This is a genomic window from Pseudomonas paeninsulae (genome assembly GCF_035621475.1).
Lineage (GTDB): Bacteria > Pseudomonadota > Gammaproteobacteria > Pseudomonadales > Pseudomonadaceae > Aquipseudomonas > Aquipseudomonas paeninsulae.
This window is the reverse complement of the sequence record NZ_CP141799.1, coordinates 20,646-41,619: the sequence shown is the minus strand read 5'-3', so window position 1 is coordinate 41,619 and position 20,974 is coordinate 20,646. Positions and strand designations below refer to the sequence as shown.

Annotated in this window: 19 protein-coding genes; 12 read left to right on the top strand and 7 right to left on the bottom strand. The window is 63.8% G+C overall.

Going from position 1 to position 20,974, the window contains the following annotated elements; genetic code table 11:
* The first annotated feature begins 123 nt into the window (after window positions 1-123).
* From VCJ09_RS00185 to VCJ09_RS00175, 3 genes are all read left to right on the top strand, one after another.
* Window positions 124-750 (top strand): glutathione S-transferase family protein, encoded by a 627-nt coding sequence (locus tag VCJ09_RS00185; RefSeq protein WP_324732628.1) that lies wholly within the window; start codon window positions 124-126, stop codon window positions 748-750.
* A 67-nt stretch (window positions 751-817) separates the two neighbouring features.
* Complete coding sequence (locus VCJ09_RS00180) at window positions 818-2,893, top strand: pyridoxamine 5'-phosphate oxidase family protein (protein ID WP_324732627.1); 2,076 nt, start codon at window positions 818-820, stop codon at window positions 2,891-2,893.
* A gap of 29 nt (window positions 2,894-2,922) precedes the next feature.
* Window positions 2,923-3,399: a nuclear transport factor 2 family protein gene (locus tag VCJ09_RS00175; RefSeq protein ID WP_324732626.1), complete on the top strand. Its 477-nt coding sequence runs from the start codon at window positions 2,923-2,925 to the stop codon at window positions 3,397-3,399.
* A gap of 116 nt (window positions 3,400-3,515) precedes the next feature.
* Here VCJ09_RS00175 and pbpG read toward each other — a convergent pair whose 3' ends face one another.
* Entirely contained in the window at window positions 3,516-4,427 is a 912-nt protein-coding gene (gene pbpG, locus VCJ09_RS00170; protein ID WP_079204128.1) for a D-alanyl-D-alanine endopeptidase, read from the bottom strand.
* Window positions 4,428-4,560: 133 nt separating this feature from the next.
* A complete protein-coding gene (locus VCJ09_RS00165; protein ID WP_324732625.1) occupies window positions 4,561-5,481 on the bottom strand; it encodes a choline sulfate utilization transcriptional regulator in 921 nt (306 codons plus the stop codon).
* Window positions 5,482-5,592: 111 nt separating this feature from the next.
* On the opposite strand from VCJ09_RS00165, the gene betC reads away from it, so the two are divergent.
* The 3 genes from betC (at window position 5,593) to VCJ09_RS00150 (ending at window position 9,768) form a co-directional block, all read left to right on the top strand.
* The gene (betC, locus tag VCJ09_RS00160) at window positions 5,593-7,101 is read left to right on the top strand and encodes a choline-sulfatase (protein WP_324732624.1); all 1,509 of its coding nucleotides are present in this window, start codon (window positions 5,593-5,595) and stop codon (window positions 7,099-7,101) included.
* Between the two features lie 92 nt (window positions 7,102-7,193).
* Complete coding sequence (choX, locus tag VCJ09_RS00155) at window positions 7,194-8,081, top strand: choline ABC transporter substrate-binding protein (RefSeq protein WP_324734733.1); 888 nt, start codon at window positions 7,194-7,196, stop codon at window positions 8,079-8,081.
* Between the two features lie 118 nt (window positions 8,082-8,199).
* Window positions 8,200-9,768 (top strand): SulP family inorganic anion transporter, encoded by a 1,569-nt coding sequence (locus tag VCJ09_RS00150; protein WP_324732623.1) that lies wholly within the window; start codon window positions 8,200-8,202, stop codon window positions 9,766-9,768.
* Between the two features lie 57 nt (window positions 9,769-9,825).
* Here the strand turns inward: VCJ09_RS00150 and aroE are convergent, their stop codons facing one another.
* On the bottom strand, window positions 9,826-10,644 hold the full coding sequence (gene aroE, locus VCJ09_RS00145; protein ID WP_324732622.1) for a shikimate dehydrogenase: 819 nt from the start codon (window positions 10,642-10,644) through the stop codon (window positions 9,826-9,828).
* Window positions 10,645-10,868: 224 nt separating this feature from the next.
* Window positions 10,869-11,783: an oxygen-dependent coproporphyrinogen oxidase gene (hemF, locus tag VCJ09_RS00140; RefSeq protein WP_324732621.1), complete on the bottom strand. Its 915-nt coding sequence runs from the start codon at window positions 11,781-11,783 to the stop codon at window positions 10,869-10,871.
* A gap of 190 nt (window positions 11,784-11,973) precedes the next feature.
* On the opposite strand from hemF, the gene VCJ09_RS00135 reads away from it, so the two are divergent.
* Window positions 11,974-12,951 carry an NADPH:quinone reductase gene (locus VCJ09_RS00135; RefSeq protein ID WP_324732620.1) on the top strand — a complete coding sequence of 326 codons (978 nt, stop codon included), beginning with the start codon at window positions 11,974-11,976 and terminating at the stop codon, window positions 12,949-12,951.
* Window positions 12,952-13,124: 173 nt separating this feature from the next.
* Here VCJ09_RS00135 and VCJ09_RS00130 read toward each other — a convergent pair whose 3' ends face one another.
* The 3 genes from VCJ09_RS00130 to VCJ09_RS00120 all read right to left on the bottom strand — a co-directional run bounded on the left by VCJ09_RS00130 (window position 13,125) and on the right by VCJ09_RS00120 (window position 16,078).
* Window positions 13,125-13,682, bottom strand: a complete 558-nt coding sequence (locus VCJ09_RS00130; RefSeq protein WP_324732619.1) for an L-threonylcarbamoyladenylate synthase — start codon at window positions 13,680-13,682, stop codon at window positions 13,125-13,127.
* 149 nt (window positions 13,683-13,831) lie between these two features.
* Entirely contained in the window at window positions 13,832-14,944 is a 1,113-nt protein-coding gene (gene dprA / locus VCJ09_RS00125) for a DNA-processing protein DprA (RefSeq protein WP_324732618.1), read from the bottom strand.
* A 108-nt stretch (window positions 14,945-15,052) separates the two neighbouring features.
* A complete protein-coding gene (locus tag VCJ09_RS00120; protein ID WP_324732617.1) occupies window positions 15,053-16,078 on the bottom strand; it encodes a LysM peptidoglycan-binding domain-containing protein in 1,026 nt (341 codons plus the stop codon).
* Window positions 16,079-16,230: 152 nt separating this feature from the next.
* Here VCJ09_RS00120 and def point away from each other — a divergent pair, with 152 nt between their 5' ends.
* The 5 genes from def to VCJ09_RS00095 all read left to right on the top strand — a co-directional run bounded on the left by def (window position 16,231) and on the right by VCJ09_RS00095 (window position 20,957).
* The gene (gene def / locus VCJ09_RS00115; RefSeq protein WP_324732616.1) at window positions 16,231-16,737 is read left to right on the top strand and encodes a peptide deformylase; all 507 of its coding nucleotides are present in this window, start codon (window positions 16,231-16,233) and stop codon (window positions 16,735-16,737) included.
* A 68-nt stretch (window positions 16,738-16,805) separates the two neighbouring features.
* Window positions 16,806-17,750: a methionyl-tRNA formyltransferase gene (fmt, locus tag VCJ09_RS00110; RefSeq protein ID WP_324732615.1), complete on the top strand. Its 945-nt coding sequence runs from the start codon at window positions 16,806-16,808 to the stop codon at window positions 17,748-17,750.
* The gene (gene rsmB, locus VCJ09_RS00105) at window positions 17,747-19,051 is read left to right on the top strand and encodes a 16S rRNA (cytosine(967)-C(5))-methyltransferase RsmB (RefSeq protein ID WP_324732614.1); all 1,305 of its coding nucleotides are present in this window, start codon (window positions 17,747-17,749) and stop codon (window positions 19,049-19,051) included. The genes fmt and rsmB overlap by 4 nt, the downstream gene beginning before the upstream one ends.
* A 116-nt stretch (window positions 19,052-19,167) precedes the next feature.
* On the top strand, window positions 19,168-20,541 hold the full coding sequence (gene trkA, locus VCJ09_RS00100) for a Trk system potassium transporter TrkA (RefSeq protein ID WP_079204116.1): 1,374 nt from the start codon (window positions 19,168-19,170) through the stop codon (window positions 20,539-20,541).
* A 92-nt stretch (window positions 20,542-20,633) separates the two neighbouring features.
* Window positions 20,634-20,957: a hypothetical protein gene (locus tag VCJ09_RS00095; protein WP_324732613.1), complete on the top strand. Its 324-nt coding sequence runs from the start codon at window positions 20,634-20,636 to the stop codon at window positions 20,955-20,957.
* Window positions 20,958-20,974: the final 17 nt, after the last annotated feature.

Here is a 20,974-nt window from a genome sequence, read left to right as displayed (position 1 = left end):
GGATTGTCATTTCTGGTGATTCTGCAACTTCCATCGAGGGTGGATCATCACTTGCATCGGCGCGGCCGCTGCTATTAGCGCCCGCCGCTGAGCGATCCACTCAACTACCTTGCGGAGCCTCCCATGTCCCAGAATGCCATCAAACTCTTTGGTTTCCCCCTGTCCGGTCACTCCCACCGGGTCGAGCTGATGCTGTCGCTGCTCGGCCTGCCGAGCGAGTTCGTGCTGGTCGATCTGACCAAGGGCGCGCACAAACATCCGGAATTCCTGGCGATGAACCCCTTCGGCCAGGTGCCGGTCATCGACGACAACGGCACCGTGCTGGCCGACTCAAATGCCATTCTGCTGTACCTGGCGCAGAAATACGGCGAAGGCCGCTGGTTGCCGAGCGATGCCGCCGGTGCCGCCGCCGTGCAGCGTTGGCTATCGATTGCCGCCGGGCCGCTCGCTGCGGGACCGGCCCGCGCACGGCTGATCACCGTGTTCGGCGCGCCCTACAACGCCGAAGAAGTGATCGCCAACGCCCACGCCCTGCTCAAGGTGATCGAGGCCGAATTGAGCGGTCGACAGTACCTGGTCGGCGAGCAGCCGAGCATCGCCGACGTCGCCAGCTACAGCTATATCGCCCACGCGCCGGAAGGCAACGTGGCGCTGGTCGACTACCCGAATCTGCGCGCCTGGCTGGCCCGCATCGAAGCGCTGCCGCACTTCGTAGCGATGCCGCGCACGGCCGCCGGCCTGCAAGCCTGACTCGCAGTGCCGGTCACCCGCACGGTGGCCGGCGCACTGTCGCCTGAATTGTTCTGGAGTCGCCGCGATGGTTCCTCACCCTCCCGAAACCGCGCCCTCGCCCTGGCATGCCGGGGAACAGATCCTGCAGCAACGCGTCGGCGTGGCCGAGCGCATGGAGGCGTTCGGGCGCAAGGTGATCCGCGATCACCTGCCCGAGCAGCACCGCGATTTCTACCGCCAACTGCCCTTTCTCCTGCTCGGCTCGGTGGATGCCGCGGGTAACCCCTGGGCCAGCATCCTCGAAGGCCTGCCAGGCTTTGCCCATGCCCCCGAGCCACGCTTGCTGCAAGTGGATGGCAGGCCAGACGCCAACGACCCGGCGGCGGCCAACCTGGCCGACGGCGCGGCGGTCGGCCTGCTCGGCATAGAGCTGCACAGCCGCCGGCGCAACCGGGTCAACGGCCATGTCACGGGCTCTTCCGCGACTGGCTTCGGTGTGAGGGTGGAGCAGGCTTTCGGCAACTGCCCGCAATACATCCAGCAACGCGAAGCGCACTTTGTCCGCGAGCCAGGGCCACAGCAAGGCCTCCAGCTGCAGCGGCTCGATGCGCTGGACGAGGCCGCTCGCGAGCTGATTCGCGGCGCCGATACCTGCTTCGTCGCCAGCTATATCGACCCGGACGGTGATCCCGCGCGGCGCTCGGTGGATGTCTCGCATCGCGGCGGCCAAACCGGCTTCGTCCAAGTCGAGGGCGACTGCCTGAGCATTCCGGATTTCGCCGGTAATCTGCACTTCAACACTCTGGGTAACCTGCTGCTCAACCCGCGCGCCGGCCTGCTGTTTATCGACGTCAGCAACGGTGATCTGCTGCAACTCAGCGGTCGTAGCGAGATCGTCTTCGACGGCCCCGAGGTGGCGGCCTTTCAGGGCGCCGAACGGCTCTGGCGGCTGCACGTCACCCAGCTGGTACGGCGGCCGGCGGCGTTGGCGCTGCGCTGGGCTTTTCAGGGCTTTTCGCCAAACAGCCTGATGACCGGCTCCTGGCCCCAAGCCCAGGCACGCCTGCAGGCCGAAGCGCTGCGCCACACCTGGCGCAACCTGCGGGTGACGCGCATCGAGGAGGAAAGCGCGAACATCCGCTCGTTCTATCTTGAGCCCGGCGATGGCGCCGGCTTGCCTCTGTTTCAGGCCGGCCAGCACCTGCCCATCCGCCTGCAACTGCCGGGCACCTCGACATTGCTGATCCGCACCTACAGCCTGTCCAGCGCGCCTTCGGATGGCCACTGGCGGATCAGCGTCAAACGCGAAGGCGCGGTGTCCAGCTACCTGCATGAGCACGTCACGGTGGGCGACCTGCTCGAGACGCGGGCGCCGCAAGGCAGTTTCGTCGTCGCTGCCGACGAGCGACGACCGCTGGTGTTGCTGGCCGCCGGCGTCGGAGTGACGCCCCTGCTGTCGATGCTGCGCGAGGTGGTCTACCAAGGCCAACGCACCCGCCGTACCCGCCGGACCTTCTTCGTGCAGAGCGCGCGCACCCTCGCTCAGCTACCGTTCAAGGATGAGTTGGCGGAACTGACCCGCCAAGCGGGTGAGGCGCTGAGCGTGCTGCGCCTGCTCAGCCAGCCGGAGGCGCATGCCCGCGCAGGCGAGGACTTCGAGCGGGCGGGACGCATCGACATCCATCTGCTGAAGGCGCTACTGCCCTTCGATGACTTCGATTTCTACCTATGTGGACCGAGCAGTTTCACTCAGGATTTGTATGACAGCCTGCGCGCGCTGCGCATCGCTGACGCGCGCATTCACGCGGAAACCTTCGGGCCCTCGACCCTGCGCCGCCAGCCCGATTCAGGCCCAGCCTTGCTCGAACAGACCATGGCGGCCACGGCACCGGTGCCAGTGCTGTTTGCCCAGTCGGCCAAGCAGGCGCGCTGGACGCCCGAAAGCGGCAGCCTGCTGGAACTGGCCGAGAGTCGTGGCCTGAACCCGGAATTCAGTTGCCGGGGCGGTTCCTGCGGCACCTGTAGCACCCGCCTGGTCAGTGGCCAGGTGCATTACCCGATTCCGCCGGCCGAGTTACCGCCGAGCGGTGAAGTGCTGATCTGCTGCGCCATTCCGGCGCACCCCAGCGAGGGCTCAAGCGGCCTGGTGCTGGAGCTTTAATCCACCGCTGACTACTGCGAGGCAACCCCATGAGCAACGCCGAAGCCCGTCCACCCTTGCCGCCCTTTAGCCGCGAAACGGCGATACAAAAAGTGCGCATGGCCGAAGACGGCTGGAACAGCCGTGATCCACAGCGGGTCGCCCTGGCCTATACCCTCGACAGCCGCTGGCGCAACCGCGCCGAGTTCCCCCAGGGCCGGGCCGAGATCCAGGTCTTCCTCGAACGCAAATGGCAACGCGAGCTGGAGTATCGCCTGATCAAGGAGCTCTGGGCCCATGACGGCAACCGCATTGCCGTGCGTTTCGCCTACGAATGGCACGATGCCGACGGCAACTGGTTCCGCGCCTACGGCAACGAAAATTGGGAATTCGACGAGCAGGGCCTGATGCGCGTGCGCCATGCCAGCATCAACGACCTGCCAATCAGCGCCGCCGAGCGCAAGTTCCATTGGCCGCAAGGCCGGCGCCCGGATGATCACCCCGGATTGAGCGAGCTGGACCTGTAACAGTCCCGTCCATGAAAAAGCCGCTGCTCCGGTCAGGAACAGCGGCTTTGCTGTGCGCTGGAGCGCCATGCCGACGCGCTCGCAAGAATGACCTCGCCTCCGCACTCACACGCAGATTAGGGCTGCGCCGCCTGCAGCTGCCGTTGCGCCATCTTCTGCTGGCGGTAGCTGATCGCTGCGGCTGGCACCGGAGTGACCTTGCCGGTTTCCAGCCAGCGCTTCAGGCGGTTGGCGTCGGCCATGTGGGTGTATTTGCCGAAGGCGTCCAGCACCACGAAAGCCACCGATTTGCCGGCCATCTGCGTGCGCATGACCAAACAATGACCCGCCGCATTGGTGAAGCCGGTCTTGGTCACCTGCACGCTCCAGTTGTCCTTGCGCACCAGGGCGTTGGTGTTGCGAAAGCCCAGGGTGTAGTTGGGTTTATGAAAGGCCACGGTTTTTTCCCGGGTAGTGCTCAGCTCGCTGATCAGCGGGTACTGCTGAGTGGCCTTGAGCAGCAGCACCAGGTCGTTGGCGGTGGAGACGTTGTGCTGCGACAACCCGGTTGGCTCGACGAAGTGGCTGCGGCTCATACCCAAGGCCCGGGCCTTGGCATTCATCGCCGCGATAAAGGCCACATGACCACCCGGATAATGGTGCGCCAGGCTGGCCGCCGCACGGTTTTCCGACGACATCATGGCCAGCAGGAGCATGTCGCGACGACTGACCTCGCTGCCCACTCGCACCCGCGAGAACACGCCGCGCATCTCTGCGGTGTCGCGGATCACGATCGGCAATTGCTGGTCCAGCGGCAACTTGGCATCCAGCGCGACCATGGCGGTCATCAGCTTGGTCACCGAGGCGATCGGTACGACCATGTCAGGATTGCTGGAATAGAGCACCTGGTTGGTCTTCAGGTCGACCAATAGAGCACTGCCGGCAGCAAGCTGCTGGGTCGGGGTCTTGGCGGCGGCCAGGCTGTTCGAGGCAACTACAAGGCTGCTGCAGATCAGCAGCAGACTGACTATCGAATGACGGATTTTCACAGGAGCATTCACTGGTTGGGTGGGGAAGTGCCAGGTCAGCGGATTCTGGCCGCGCCAGTATACGCAACTCGGCTATCACTCTTGCAGTGTAGGGCGTCTGCAGCACGGCATTGCGCCCGTTCGGCGGAACCTCTCAGACCGGCGGGGCTTCCCGTGTCAGTTCCAGCTTGAGCCAGTCGACGAACTGCTGAGTCAGGCGCTGGCGACGTTTGCGCTCGGGCAGCACCACGTAGTAGCCGAACTCGGAACGAACCTCGCCGACACAGACCCGGCAGAGCAGGTCCTGGGCCAGCAATTCGTCGACCAGATGGCGCCAGCCGATGGCCACGCCCTGGCCGGCAATCGCCGCCTGGATCAGCAGGGTGTAGTTGTCGAAACGCAACATACCCAGGCTCGGCGTATCGGCGATGTCGAACTCACGGAACAGGCCGTTCCAGTCGAACCAGCGCGAACGAATCTCCGGCCGCAGGTGCAGCAGGGGTAGCTCGGCCAGTGCCGTCGGCGCCAGAGGCAAGCTCCGCCCCTTGAGCAATTGCGGACTGCACACCGGAAACACCTCCTCGTGAAACAACAGATGGGCCTCGCCATGTTTGAAACGACCGTCGCCGAAGGCGATGGCGACGTCGATATCCGAAGGTAGGGTCCCCAGGTCACGCGCACTGCTGATCAGGCTGACGTCCACCTCGGGGTGGATCTGATGAAAACGCGGCAGGCGCGGCATCAGCCAATAGGCGGCGAAGGCGAAATCGGTGGCCACCTGCAAGACCTCGTGCTGCTGCCGGGCGGTGACTGCCATCAGGCCGGCGTCGAGCGACTCCAGGCCGCTCCGCACATAGCGCAGCAACAACTCACCGCCCTCGGTAAGGACGATGCCGCGATAGACCCGATCAAACAGACGGGTCGCCAGCTGCTGCTCCAGACGCTTGATCTGCTGGCTGATCGCCGGCTGGCTGCTGCCCAGCTCGCTCGCCGCCGCAGTGAAACTCAGATGGCGGGCGGCGGACTCGAACACCCGCAACACGTCCAGAGACACGCCCTCAATACTCTCAAACATAAGCTGTAGTTATCCGAGTCATGTGTTTCAAGCGGGTTTACCCGATTTATTGCCGAGTAGATTATCGCAAGCAGCAATTTCGCATAAATATTTAATATGGAAATACCCGCCATGAAACGCCCGAATATCCTCTTCATCATGGCCGACCAGATGGCCGCGCCGCTCCTGCCGATCCATGATCCGGCCTCGCCGATCAAGATGCCCAACCTGGTGCGCCTGGCCGAAACGGGCGTGGTTTTCGATTCAGCCTATTGCAACAGCCCGCTCTGTGCACCGTCGCGCTTCACCCTGGTCAGCGGCCAGCTGCCGAGCAAGATCGGCGCCTACGACAACGCCGCCGATTTCCCCGGCGACGTGCCGACCTATGCCCACTACCTGCGCAACCTCGGTTATCACACGGCGCTGTCCGGCAAGATGCACTTCTGTGGCCCGGACCAGCTACATGGCTACGAAGAGCGCCTGACCAGCGACATTTACCCGGCCGACTACGGCTGGGCGGTGAACTGGGACGCACCCGAAGAGCGTCTGAGCTGGTACCACAACATGTCCTCGGTATTGCAAGCCGGCCCCACCGTGCGCACCAACCAGCTGGATTTCGATGAAGAGGTGGTGTTCAAGGCCCAGCAGTACCTCTACAACCATGTGCGCGAGAACGCCGAGCAGCCGTTCTGCCTGACCGTGTCGATGACTCACCCGCACGACCCCTACTGCATCCCGGAAGAGTTCTGGAGCCTGTACCGCGACGAGGACATCCCGTTGCCGGGGGTCAACATCGACCAGCAGGACCTCGACCCGCACTCGCAGCGCATCCTCAAGGTCATCGACCTGTGGGGCAAGGACCTGCCCGAGGAGAAGATCAGGGACGCGCGGCGCGCCTATTTCGGTGCCTGCAGTTATATCGACGCGAATATCGGCAAGCTGCTGAAAACCCTGGGTGACTGTGGCCTGGCCGACGACACCATCATCGTGTTCTCCGGCGACCACGGCGACATGCTTGGCGAGCGCGGCCTCTGGTACAAGATGCACTGGTTCGAGATGGCCGCACGGGTGCCCTTCGTGGTCCATGCACCGAGCCAATTTGCCGCGCACCGGGTCAGCCAGTCGATGTCCACCGCCGACCTGCTGCCAACCCTGGTTGAGCTGGCCGGCGGCTCGCTGGACCACAGCCTGCCACTCGATGGCCGTTCCTTGCTGCCCCACTTGCAAGGCAGCGGCGGGCATGACGAAGTGCTCGGCGAGTACATGGGCGAAGGCACCAACAGCCCGCTGATGATGATCCGCCGCGGCGATTGGAAGTTTATCTACTCTGAAGTGGACCCGTTGCTGTTGTTCAACGTGGCCAATGACCCGAAAGAGCTGGAAAACCTGGCCCAGTCGCCCGATCACCAGGGTCTGCTCGCCGAGTTCCTCGAGGACGCACGCCAGCGCTGGGACATGCCCACGATCCATCAGGCCACTCTCGCCAGCCAGCGGCGTCGACGTTTCGTCGCCGAGTCACTGACCAAGGGCAAGCTGAAGAGCTGGGACCATCAACCCATGGTCGATGCCAGCCAGCAATACATGCGCAACCACATCGATCTCGATGATCTGGAGCGGCGTGCCCGCTACCCCCAGGTATGAGCGCGACAACCGACATGCGTGCGACTACAACTATAAATAAGTGGAGATGCCCCATGAAAAAGATCAGCACCCTATGTGCCGCGAGCCTGCTGATGGCCGCCGGCACCTTGCCAGCCCAGGCCGAAGACGCCCAATGCGCCACGGTGAAACTCGGCGATCCGGGCTGGAGCGACATCGCGGTGACCAACGGCATCGCCAGCTTCCTGCTCGATGGCCTGGGCTACAAGGCCCAAACCCAGATCCTGGCCGTGCCGATCATCTTCGCCGGCCTGCAGAAGGGCCAGGTCGATGCCTTCCTCGGCAACTGGATGCCGGCGCAACAGAGCAACTACGACAAGTTTGTCAGCAGCGGTGAGGTGGCCAAGCTGGCGCAGAACCTCAGCGGCACCGAATACACCCTGGCAGTGCCGACCTACGCCTATGAGGCTGGCGTGAAGACCTTTGCTGACCTCGACAAGTTCGCCGACAAGTTCAACAACAAGCTCTACGGCATCGCCTCGGGCTCGCCGGCCAACGAGTCGATCCGCAAGATGATCGAAGTCGACGAGTTCGGCCTGGGTGACTGGAAACTGGTGGAATCCAGTGAACAGGCAATGCTGGTGCAAGTCGGGCGCGCGGTGAAACGCGACCAGTTCGTGGTGTTCCTTGGTTGGACCCCGCACCCGATGAACGTCAACTACGACATCAAGTACCTCAAGGGCGGCGAAAAGTATTTTGGCGAAAGCGGCAGCGTCAACACCCTGGCCCGCAAGGACTATGCGGCGCAATGCCCGAACGTCAGTAAGCTGCTGAGCAACTTGAGCTTCACTCAAGACATGGAGAACAGCATCATGAACCAGGTGCTGAGCAAGCAGGCGAGCAACACCGAGGCGGTCAAGGCTTGGTTCAAGGCCAACCCGGCGGTGCTCGACAGCTGGCTCCAAGGTGTCACCACCCGCGATGGCGGCGACGCGATGGCGGCGGTCAAAGCTAAGCTTTGAATCGTCAGGCTGGATTGCGTAGGGTGAACCCAGGTTCTTCCTACGCTGGCCGCCCCGGATCAGCCGGGACTTGTGATCGACGGGGCAGCCCGCCTCCAGCCCATAACTAGACGCCCCCATGCAGCGACCCAACCGTCAAACGCTACTGCCTTTCCTCAGATGGCTGCCCAACACCAGTCGACGCAGCCTCGGCAATGATTTGCTGGTGGGTCTGAGCGGCGCCATCCTGGCCCTGCCGCAATCCATCGCCTATGCCTTGATCGCCGGCCTACCCGCGGAGTACGGCCTGTATGCGGCCATAGTGCCGGTGATCATCGCCTGCCTATGGGGCTCGTCCTGGCACCTGATCTGCGGGCCGACCGCAGCGATCTCCATCGTCTTGTTCACCAGCGTCAGCCCACTGGCGACGCCTGGCAGCGACGACTTTATTGCGCTGATCCTGTTGCTGACCTTTCTCGCTGGGCTGTTCCAGTGGCTGCTCGGTATGCTGCGCTTCGGCGCCCTGGTCAATTTCGTCTCGCACTCGGTGGTGCTCGGCTTCACCCTCGGCGCCGCGACTGTGATCGTCCTCGGTCAGTTGCCCAACCTGCTCGGCATCAGCATGCCCAGCCAGGCCACGGCACTGGCGACCCTGCTCAGCCTCGGCGAGCACTTGCTGGAAACCGACTGGCGCTCCCTGGCCCTGGCCCTATTCACCCTGGGCGTCAGCCTACTGGTGAGAAAACTCTGGCCACGCATGCCGGCCCTGCTGTTTGGCATAGTCGCCGGCAGCCTGGCCGTGCTGGCGTGGCCGGCCCAGCTCAGCGGCATCGCCCTGGTCAGTGCCTTCGACGGCCAACTGCCGCCGTTCCGCCCACTGACCTTCGAGCTGTCGAACATTCTCAAGCTGCTGCCCGCGGCAGTGGCCTGCGGCATGCTCGGCCTGGTCACCAGCCTGTCGATTGCCCGCGCCCTGGCCAGCAAATCCCAGCAGTTTCTCGACGCCAACCAGGAAGTCCGTGCCCAGGGTCTGTCCAACCTGATCGGCCCCTGGTTCTCCGCGTCACTCTCGGCCGGCTCCTTCACCCGCTCGGCACTGAACCTGCAGGCCGGAGCACGCTCGCCCCTGGCCGGGGTGTTTTCCGCATTGCTGGTGGCGTTGTTTGCCCTGTTTTGCGCCGCCCTGATCGCGCATATCCCGCTGCCGAGCATGGCCGCGAGCATCCTGCTGATCTGCTGGGGTCTGGTGGATATCGCCGGGGTACGCGCACTATTCCGGGTCAGCCGCTCGGAGTTCCTGGTGATGCTGCTGACCCTGCTCGCGACCCTGCTGATGGAGCTGCAAACCGCGATCTATGCCGGGGTGCTGGCATCGCTATTCTTCTACCTCAAGCGCACCTCGCAGCCGCGGGTGAAGTTCTGGAAGGAGGGCGAGGAGGAACTGTTGCGCGTGGAAGGCTCGATCTTTTTCGGTGCCTGCCACTACCTGCAACAGATCATCCAGCGCAGCAAAGGCGAGCGGGTGATCATCGATGCCCACCACGTCAACTTCATCGATTACGCCGGGGTGGAAATGCTTCACCAGGAAGCACGCCGCCTGCTGGCGCAAGACCGCAGCCTGATCCTGCGCCGCGCCCGACCGCAGGTGATCGAGGAAATTCATAAGCTGGAAGGCGCCAAGCAGTGCCCGGTGCAGTTCGAGGATTGAAACGTGGATGACGTTTTTTCATCCACCTCGCAAGCTTCATGGTGGATGGGTGAAGCGTCAGGCCAGCTGACGACGCAACTCGGCCAACACCGGCGCGCTGTCCGGGCGCACACCGCGCCAGAGGAAGAACGCTTCGGCGGCTTGCTCAACCAACATGCCCAGGCCATCCAGGGTGCGCGCCGCGCCCTGCTCGGCGGCCCAGCGGTTGAACGCGGTGGGCTCTTTGCCGTACATCATGTCGTAGCACAGCGTATGACCCGGCTCGATCAGGCTCGCGGCAATCGGTGGTAGCTCGCCGGTCAGGCTGGCCGAGGTGCCGTTGATGATCAGGTCGACTGGTGCGTCGATCCAGTCGAAGCCGCTGGCCACCACCGGCCCCAGGTCGGCGAACTCGCGGGCCAGCTGTTCGGCCTTCTGCACCGTGCGGTTGGCGATCACCAGAGTCGCCGGCTGCTCGGCCAGGAAGGGTTCGAGCACGCCACGCACGGCCCCGCCGGCACCCAGCAGGAGGATGCGTTTGCCGCGCAGGGCGAAGCCGGCGTTCACGGTCAGGTCACGCACCAGCCCGGCGCCGTCGGTGTTGTCGCCGAGCAGGCTGCCGTCATCCAGCTTCTTCAAGGTATTCACCGCACCAGCACGGCGGGCCCGAGCACTCAGGCTGTCGGCCAGCTGGAAGGCCTGTTCCTTGAACGGCACGGTGACGTTAGCGCCCTTGCCCAGGGCGAAGAAGCGCCGGGCGAAACCGCCGAAGTCGTCCAAGGGTGCGAGCAACGTCTCGTAGCTCAGCTGCTCGCCGGTCTGTGCGGCGAACAGGCGATGAATCAGCGGCGACTTGCTGTGGCCGATGGGGTTGCCGAAAACGCCGTAGCGGTCCATGGGAAATCCTTTGAAGTTGCAGAGTCCCCGCGTAGGTTGGGTTAGCGGCGCACTCACTTGTCTAGAAGAACCACGATTGAGGCCGCCGCGTAACCCAACATTGCATTGGCAGGCACAACGCAATGATGGGTTACGCCGTACCCAAACCGCGGCCTTGTTCGGTCTTTTCGTAGCGGCTAACCCATCCTACACACTGGCTGCTACAGACCAAGATCCGCGTATTTTTAATGCCCCGCCAGCCAGTCACGGTCGGTCAGGAAATACTCGGTCAGGCGCGCCTCTTCGCTGCCCGGCTCGGCCTTCCAGTCGTAATCCCAGCGCACGTGCGGCGGCAGCGACATCAGGATCGACTCGGTGCGCCCGCCGGACTGCAGGCCGAACAGGGTGCCGCGGTCGTAGACCAGGTTGAATTCGACGTAGCGGCCGCGGCGCAACGCCTGAAACTCGCGCTCGCGCTCGCCGTAGGGGGTCAGCTTGCGCCGCTGCACGATGGGCAGGTAAGCCGCGAGATAGGCGTCGCCGATCGCGCGAATGAAGGCGAAGCTGGTGTCGAAGTCCCACTGGTTGAGGTCGTCGAAGAACAGGCCGCCGATACCGCGCGGTTCGCCGCGGTGCTTGATCTGGAAGTAGCGGTCGCACCAGGCCTTGAAGCGCGGGTAGACCTCGGCGCCAAAGGGCGCGCAGGCCTCAAAGGCGACCCGGTGCCAGTGCACGCAATCTTCTTCGTTGGCGTAATAAGGGGTCAGGTCGAAGCCACCACCGAACCACCAGACCGGCTCCTCGCCTTCCTTCTCAGCGTTGAAGAAGCGCACGTTGGCATGGGAGGTGGGCACGTAGGGGTTTTCCGGGTGGATCACCAGGGACACGCCGAGCGCCTCGAAACCGCGGCCAGCCAACTCCGGCCGATGGGCGCTGGCCGAAGGCGGCAGACCGCTGCCAAACACATGGGAGAAGTTGACTCCGCCCTTTTCGATCAGTGCGCCATTCTCGATCACCCGCGTGCGGCCACCGCCGCCGGCCGGGCGCTGCCAGCTATCCTCGAAGAACTCGGCGCCACCGTCCTCGGCTTGCAGGGCGGCGCAAATACGGTCTTGCAGGTCCAGCAGATAGGCCTTTACGGCCTCAGTACGGTCACTCACGGCGCCACCTTGGAAGCAGTCAGGCCAGCCGGAGATTGTCCAGCAGGCGAAATCGACGCCAAGCATAACATTTGCCAATGCGCCCTCGCAGTTGACGCCGGTTAAACGAAACGATTGGATAGAGACCCCCGACGCGCCTCAGCCGCCATCATCGGCGGTTTGATCGAACCCCTGCAGCAAGGAGCCTTGTATGGCCAAGCGTATTCAATTCAGCAGCCACGGCGGCCCCGAAGTCCTCGAGTACCGCGACTACCAGCCTGCTTCTCCCGGCCCCTACGAGGTCCGCGTGCAGAACCAGGCGATCGGCCTGAACTTCATCGACACCTACTTCCGCAGCGGCCTGTATCCGCCACCGGCCCTGCCGTCAGGTCTGGGCACCGAAGGCGCCGGCATCGTCGAGGCAGTCGGCGCGCAGGTCAGCCAGTTCCAGGTCGGCGACCGCGTGGCCTATGCCACCGGTCCGCTGGGTGCCTACAGCGAACTGCACGTGCTGCCGGTCGGCAAGCTGGTAAAACTGCCAGACGCCATCAGCTTCGAGCAGGCCGCGGCGGTGATGCTCAAGGGCCTGACCGTGCAGTACCTGCTGCGCCAGGTATTTCCACTGCAGGGCGGCGAAACCATCCTGTTCCATGCCGCCGCCGGTGGCGTCGGCTCCTTCGCCTGCCAGTGGGCCAAAGCCCTGGGGGTGCAACTGATCGGCACCGTCAGCTCGGCCGAGAAAGCCGCGCGGGCCATGGAGCAGGGCGCCTGGGCGACCATCGACTACAGCCGCGAGGACGTAGTCCAGCGCGTGCTGGCGCTGACCGACGGCAAGAAATGCCCGGTGGTGTATGACGGCGTCGGCAAGGACACCTGGGAAACCTCGCTGGACTGCGTCGCCCCGCGCGGCCTGCTGGTCAGCTTTGGCAATGCCTCGGGTGCGGTGAGCGGAGTCAACCTGGGCATCCTCGCGCAGAAGGGTTCGCTGTTCGTCACCCGGCCGACCCTGGCTGGCTACGCCGACACCCCCGAGCGCCTGCAAATGATGGCCGACGAGCTGTTCAAGATGATCGAAAACGGACGGCTCAAGGTCGATATCAGCAACCGCTATGCACTCAAGGACGCCGCCACCGCGCAGGCCGCCCTGAGCGCTCGGCAGACCACCGGTTCGACCATTCTGCTGCCGTAGTGAGGGGGTAAGGCGCGCCAACCGGTTTCGCACGCACAGTCCAATAACTGCGCGCCGTAACCCACCATGGCCATCTGCGGCGCCTGAGCTGGTGGGTTACGCGGCGCTCACATAGCGCACAACCTATCGATTTCGTGACAATGAGCCGCTAACCCACCCGAAAGCCGAAAGCATCAGGATGGCCTGATCACATCGCCGGTAATCAGGTCGCGAATCAGGCTGGGGTTCTTGCGCCCGCCCAGGGCGCCGCCGAGCACCTTGTCCAGTTGCCGCGGAAAGTACTGCTCGACCCGCAGGCGCGTGCGTGCCGCCGGACGTCCAGCCGGGTTGGCCGAGGTCGATACCAGCGGGCCGGTGAGGGCGCAGAGTTCGCGCACCAGCGAGTGATCGCTGACGCGTAAAGCGACGCTGCTGTGCTCACCGGTGATCCACTCGGGCAGGCGCTGCTGATGCGGCACCAGCCAGGTATTGGGGCCCGGCCAGGTGCTGGCCAGGCGGTCTTGCCAGATCTCCGGCAGATCGTCGAGAAGAAAATCGAACTGCTCAATGCAGTCCGCCACCAGGATCAGGCCCTTGTTCATCGGCCGCTCTTTCAGCGCCAGGAGCCGCTCCACCGCAATTTCGTTCCACGGGTCGCAGCCCAGCCCCCATACCGCCTCGGTCGGGTAAGCGATGATTCCGCCCTGACGCACCACGCGCGCGGCCTGCTGTACCTGCCAACTGCTGCCCATTCACCACTCTCCCGCTAAAGGAATGCTCTGTACTAATTATGTGTTGATGGCAAAACGTAAGGTGGCCTTTACCCGGCCCACCTTACAGAATCGACTTACAACTGCTAACGAGTACATAGCCTAAAGGAATCCCGCGCAGTGTATCCAAGCTAGCGGACGCGGCCCACCCAGCGCCCAGCTTCGCAGGCTATATGGCCGTCCAGCTCCAGCTCGGTGAGGGCCGCCAACACCTGCGACAACGGCCAACCGCTGACCGCTGCCAGGGCCTCACTGCTGTGTGGCGCCGCATGCAACAAGTCGAGCAGCGGGTGCTCGAAGCGCTGGGCCGGCCTCGTCTGGTTCGCCAACGGCGGCTGCAGCTGCCAGCCGCGCAGCGCTTCGAGAATATGCTCAATGCTTTCCACCAGCACGGCGCCATCGCGGATCAACTGATGACAACCGCGCGCACCCGGATGGTGGATCGAACCGGGAATGGCATAGACCTCGCGGCCTTGCTCGGCCGCCAGCCGCGCGGTGATCAGCGAGCCGCTGGACGGGCTGGCCTCGACCACCAGCACGCCGAGGGACAGGCCACTGATGATGCGGTTGCGCCGAGGGAAATTGCTCGCATGCGGCGGGCAATCCAGTGGCAACTCCGACACCAACGCGCCACCATGCTCGACGATGTCCGCGGCCAACTGCCGGTGCCGCGCCGGATACAGGCGCTGCAAACCGGTGCCGAGTACCGCGATGGTTTTGCCTGCCACATCCAGTGCACCTTGATGGGCAGCGCCGTCGATGCCCAGCGCCAGGCCGCTGGTGATCACGAAGCCACCGGCGGCCAGGCTGCGGGCGAAGCTGTGCGCGGTATCCAGTCCGGGCCGTGAGGCGCGGCGACTGCCGACCATGGCCAGTTGCGGCTGCTCGAGCAACCCCGGATCGCCAGCCACATAGAGCAAAGGCGGTGCATCGCCGAGTTCGGCGAGCAAGCCCGGGTAAGTCGGGTCATCCCACATCAACAGATGATGCTGGTCAGCGTCCAGCCAGGCCAGGGCAGCAGCGGCGTGCTCACGCACCTCGCTGCTGCGTCGAGGCTCCGCGCAGGCGGCCGGCAAACCCAGCGAACGCCAGGCGCTGGCTGGCGCACTGAGGGCCGCGGAGGCACTATCAAAAGCGCTGAGCAATTTGCGAAAACGCCGCGGCCCAAGCTCCGGCAGGCTGTGCAGACGCAGGCGGGCTTCGAGTTCGGCAGGGGAAATGCAGTGGCTGGGGCATTGCGCCATGGCGATCATCCTTGATCGGGTGCGCCCGGTAACCTTGAGGGTTGTGGGCGGCAGGTAGCGAGGAAGCAGAAACGCCAACCGCGCAAGCGCACGGCTGGCGTTGAAGTGTTACGGGTTACGCACCTTGTCCATCACTGCAAGCTGACGAGTGGCGCCAAGGATCAGGCCATAACTGAGCTTTTCATAGGTGCGGAACACCATCAACAGACCGGCCCGCTCATCAGGGATCTTCACCGCATCGCCCGTGATCCGATCGCGTACGGTTTCGCCGGTCTTGTACACCGCCAGCACGTTACCCTCGGTCAGGCCATCACGCGTCCCCTTGTTCAGGGTAACCACGTCGAACTGACCGATCTGGGTCACGCCGCGCGGAACGTCGAGAATCAACCCCTTGATTTCGCTGCTCGGTTCGCTAGGCATGAAGGTCGAGGTGATCGCCCGCTCTTCGGTGGCGAACAGACGATCGCCAAGGCGTACTTCCTGGGTCGTGCGAGTCAGGTTCATGGTGCCGATATCGCCTTCCTCAGCAACGATCTCACCGCCACCGATGTCATCGGCGTTGATCCCGAGAAACTCCTGGGTATCCGGATCGATATAGGTTTTGCCCTGGCGGAAGATGCCATACACCGGCGCCGCTTCGTCAAAGGACCCACGTGCGTAGACGCGATCCCCGGCGCCGCTGACCACACGCTCGGCGTTGCCGGCGACGATATAGGGCGCTCCCTGGAATTCTTCCGGGGTATCAACGATGCGGTTACTCAGCAGAAAGCTGTTGATCGCCCCCAACGGAATAGTCGGAATGGCTTCGGCCATCGGCGTGCTGCGGATCTGCGGCGACAGCTTGATGGTGCCACGCGACTCACCACGGCTGAGCATCAGACGTGGTTGACCATCGACATAGACCAGGCTGAGCTGATCGCCGGGATAGATCAGGTGGGGGTTTGCCACTTGCGGGTTGGCATGCCAGATTTCCGGCCATTTCCACGGCTCACTGAGAAACCGCCCGGAAATATCCCAGAGGGTATCGCCCTTGACCACGGTATAACGGTCTGGGTGACCGTCCTTGAGATGCACTTCGGCCTGGGCCAAGCCGCTAGCGGCAAGCAATAGCAGGGCGAGTAGTGATTTCCTCATGCGGTGAATCCCTTTATTATGTGTCTTCACGTAGAGCGCCCTAGCGCCGCGACTAAACCCAGTAGTACTGCGGCGTGAAGCCGTTTTTCAATGCTGCTCATCATCTTAGCAGCGGATTTTGACTTTATTCCACAAGTGCATCACAAACGCATATGGCTATCTTAAACATCCTCGAATTTCCCGATCCACGCTTGCGCACCATCGCCAAGCCGGTGGACATGGTCAACGACGCCTTGCGTCAACTGATCGACGACATGTTTGAAACCATGTACGAAGCCCCGGGCATCGGCCTGGCCGCGACCCAGGTCAACGTGCACAAGCGCCTGGTAGTGATGGATCTGTCGGAAGACCGAAGCGAACCCCGGGTGTTCATCAACCCCGAGTTCGAGACCCTCACCGACGAAGTCGACCAATATCAGGAAGGTTGCCTGTCGGTGCCCGGCTTCTACGAAAACGTCGACAGACCGAATAAGATCAAGATCAAGGCCCTGGACCGCGATGGCCAGCCCTTCGAACTGGTCGCCGAAGGCCTGCTCGCGGTGTGCATCCAGCACGAGTGCGACCACCTCAACGGCAAGCTGTTCGTCGATTACCTGTCCAACCTCAAACGCGACCGCATCAAGAAGAAGCTGGAAAAGCAACATCGCCAGCAGGCTTGAGCCACACCTTGATAGAAGGCTTGCCGCGGCAAGCCTTCTTCTTTTTCAGTAGTGATTAGCGAGAATCCATGTCCGAGTCTTTGCGTATCGTCTTTGCCGGCACCCCGGAGTTCGCCGCCGAACACCTCAAGGCTCTGCTCGATAGCCCGCACCAGATCATCGCGGTGTATAGCCAGCCGGATCGGCCGGCCGGCCGTGGACAGAAGCTCACCGCCAGCCCGGTCAAGCAGCTCGCACTGCAGCATGGAGTTCCGGTCTATCAACCGCAAACCCTGCGCGACCCGGTAGCCCAGGCTGAGCTGGCAGCCCTCGCGCCAGACCTGCTGGTGGTCGTGGCCTACGGCCTGATCCTGCCGCAGGTGGTGCTGGATATCCCGCGTCTGGGCTGCATCAACAGCCACGCCTCGCTGCTGCCGCGCTGGCGCGGCGCCGCACCGATCCAGCGCGCCATCGAAGCCGGCGACAGTGAATCAGGCGTCACCGTGATGCAGATGGAAGCAGGCCTGGACACCGGACCGATGCTGCTGAAAGTCAGCACGCCGATTGCTGCCGACGACACTGGCGGCAGCCTGCACGACCGTCTGGCCGGTCTTGGCCCGCAGGCGGTGATCGAAGCGATCGGCGGCCTGGCCAGTAGCAGCCTGGTTGGCGAAGTGCAGGACGACAGCCTGGCCACCTACGCGCACAAGCTGAACAAGGATGAAGCACGCCTGGACTGGACGCGCCCGGCGCTGGAACTGGAGCGGCTGGTGCGGGCCTTCCACCCCTGGCCGATCTGCCACAGCACGCTGAGTGGCGAAGCGCTGAAGGTGCATGCGGCTGAGTTGGGCGAGGGCAGTGGTGCACCCGGCAGCATACTGTCGGCCGACAAGCAGGGCCTGATGGTTGCCTGTGGCCAAGGCGCACTGCGCTTGACCCGCCTGCAACTACCGGGCGGCAAGGCACTTAATTTCAGTGACCTGTACAACAGTCGCCGCGAGCAGTTTGCCGTCGACCTGGTGCTCGGCGTATGAACCCTCGTCTCGCCGCCGCCCGCGCCCTGGCTGTCGTACTCAATGGCAAAGCCTCGCTGGGCAGCAGCCTGCCGCCGCTGCTGGACAAGGTTGAGCAGCGCGACCGCGGCCTGGCCCAGGATCTGGCGTTCGGTACTGCACGCTGGCAACCACGCCTGGCGTTGATCGCCGAAAAGCTGCTGCAAAAACCCTTCAAAGCGGTCGACCGTGATGTCGAGGCACTGCTGCTGATCGGGCTGTATCAACTGTTCTACACCCGTATTCCCGCCCACGCCGCCATCGGCGAGACCGTGGCCTGTATCGACAAGCTGAAGAAGCCTTCGCTCAAGGGCCTGCTCAATGCCGTGCTGCGCAACGCCCAGCGCGAAAGCGAAAGCATTATTGCCAGCCTGGACCGCGATCCGGTGCTGCATAGCGCCCACCCACGCTGGTTGCAGAAAGCCCTGAAAGCCCAGTGGCCCGAACAATGGCAAGCCATCTGCGCGGCCAACAACGCCCATCCGCCGCTGATCCTGCGGGTCAATCGCCGTTTGGTCAGCCGCGATGACTACCTGGCTGAACTGCGCCAAAGCGGATTCGCCGCCGAACCCTGCACGTTCAGCCGCGACGGCATCCGTTTGCTCCAAGCATGCGATGTCACCAGCTTGCCGGGCTTCGCCGCAGGCCTCCTCAGTGTGCAGGACGAAGCCGCGCAACTGGCCGCCGAGCTGCTCGACCTGGCCCCCGGCCAACGGGTGCTGGATGCCTGCTGCGCACCGGGCGGCAAGACCTGTCACCTGCTCGAAGCCGAACCCGCACTGGCCGGCGTGGTCGCAGTGGACCTGGAAGCAAAGCGCCTGGTGCGGGTGCGCGAAAACCTCAAGCGCCTCAACCTTGACGCCGAGCTAATCGCCGCCGATGGGCGTGATACCGCGGCCTGGTGGGATGGCCAGCCGTTCCAGCGGATTCTGCTCGACGCGCCGTGCTCCGCCACCGGGGTGATTCGCCGCCATCCGGACATCAAGCTGACCCGCCAGCCCTCGGATATTCCCGCGCTGGCCCAGTTGCAGGGCGAGTTGCTGGACGCCCTGTGGCCGACTCTGCAAGTCGGCGGCATCCTGTTGTATGCCACCTGCTCGGTGCTGCCCATGGAAAACAGTGACAACATCGCCGCCTTTCTCGCCCGTACCCCAAGCGCACGTGAGCTGGAGATAAACGCCGACTTCGGTCTCAAACCGACTCATGGTCGCCAGTTATTGCCACAAATCGACGGTCACGATGGTTTCTACTATGCCAAGCTGAGCAAGATCGCCGCATGCTGAACAGATTCGTCGGCTGGGCCGCGCCGCGCAGGCTTGAGCCCAGCGCAACGCCCGTATAACTGGAGTTGGTGGACTCGAGCTGAACGCAGCCCAGCCCACCCAACAGGAGTGATCGCTTGAAAATCATCATTCTCGGCGCTGGCCAAGTCGGCGGCACCCTGGCGGAACACCTGGCCAGCGAGGCCAACGACATCACCGTGGTCGACACCGACGGTGATCGCCTGCGCCAGCTCAGCGACCGTCTGGATATTCGCACCGTACAGGGCCGCGGCTCCTTCCCCACGGTGCTGCGCCAGGCCGGCGCGGACGATGCCGACATGCTGATCGCGGTGACCAACAGCGACGAAGTCAACATGATCGCCTGCCAGGTGGCCTACACCCTGTTCCACACCCCGACCAAGATTGCCCGGGTGCGCGAGGCTGCCTACCTGACCCGCTCCGGCCTGTTCAACAACGAAGCGATTCCGGTCGACGTGCTGATCAGCCCGGAACAGGTGGTGACCAACTACATCAAGCGCCTGATCGAATACCCCGGCTCGCTGCAGGTGATCGACTTCGCGGAAGGTAAGGCCCAGCTGGTAGCCGTGCGCGCCTATTACGGCGGCCCGCTGGTCGGCCAGCAACTGCGTCAGTTGCGCGAGCATATGCCCAATGTCGACACCCGGGTGGCCGCGATCTTCCGCCGCAACCGGCCGATCATTCCCCAGGGCGACACCGTGATCGAGGCCGATGACGAGGTGTTCTTCATCGCCGCCAAGGGCCATATCCGCGCGGTGATGAGCGAAATGCGCCGCATGGAAGTCAGCTACAAGAAGGTGGTGATTGCCGGCGGCGGGCATATCGGCGAACGTCTGGCCGAGGCGATCGAGAGCCGCTACCAGGTGAAGATCATCGAGATGAACCCGGCGCGCTGCCGCTATCTCTCGGAAAATCTCGACAGCACCGTGGTCCTGCAAGGCAGCGCCTCGGACAAGGATCTGCTGGTCGAGGAGAACATCAGCGACGCCGACATCTTCCTCGCCCTGACCAACGACGACGAGGCCAACATCATGTCGTCGTTGCTGGCCAAGCGTCTCGGCGCGCGCAAGGTGATGACCCTGATCAACAACCCAGCCTACGTCGACCTGGTCCAGGGCGGCGAGATCGACATCGCCATCAGCCCGCAGCTGGCCACCATCGGCACCCTGCTGACCCACGTGCGCCGTGGCGATATCGTCAGCGTGCACTCGTTACGCCGCGGCGCCGCCGAAGCCATCGAGGCCATCGCCCACGGCGACGCCAAGTCGAGCAAGGTGGTCGGCCGCGCGATCAAGGACATCCCGCTACCGCCGGGCACCACCATCGGGGCGATCATTCGCGCCGAGGAAGTGCTGATCGCCCACGACGCCACGGTGATCGAATCCGGCGACCACGTGATCCTGTTCCTGGTGGACAAGAAGTACATCCGCGATGCCGAGCGCTTGTTCCAGGTCGGCCTGACGTTTTTCTGAGCATAGGAGCGGGCCATTCCCGCTAGCCGGGCAACGCAAGAGCTTCGCGGGCAAGGAACTAGGCGTTCCCCCCGCTCCTACTCGGAGGTTTTATGCTCGAATCCCTGGAAAAAATGCTGGCCAAAGGCGTGGACAACGCCCTGCTGCGCTTCGGTCTGGGCAAGGGCTATCTGGATGCCGGCGAGCCGGCGCGCGCCGCCGAACACCTGCAGCGCTGCGTCGAATTCGACTCCAAGTATTCGGCCGCCTGGAAGTTGCTGGGCAAGGCGCTGCTGGCCGCCGACCAACCGCTGGCGGCCCGCCAGGCATGGGAGCGGGGCCTGCAAGCCGCGCGCGATCACGGCGACAAGCAGGCGGAAAAGGAAATGACGGTATTCCTGCGCAAGCTGGATAAACACCAAGAGCGCCCCGAGTAGCTCAAGCCGAAGCATTT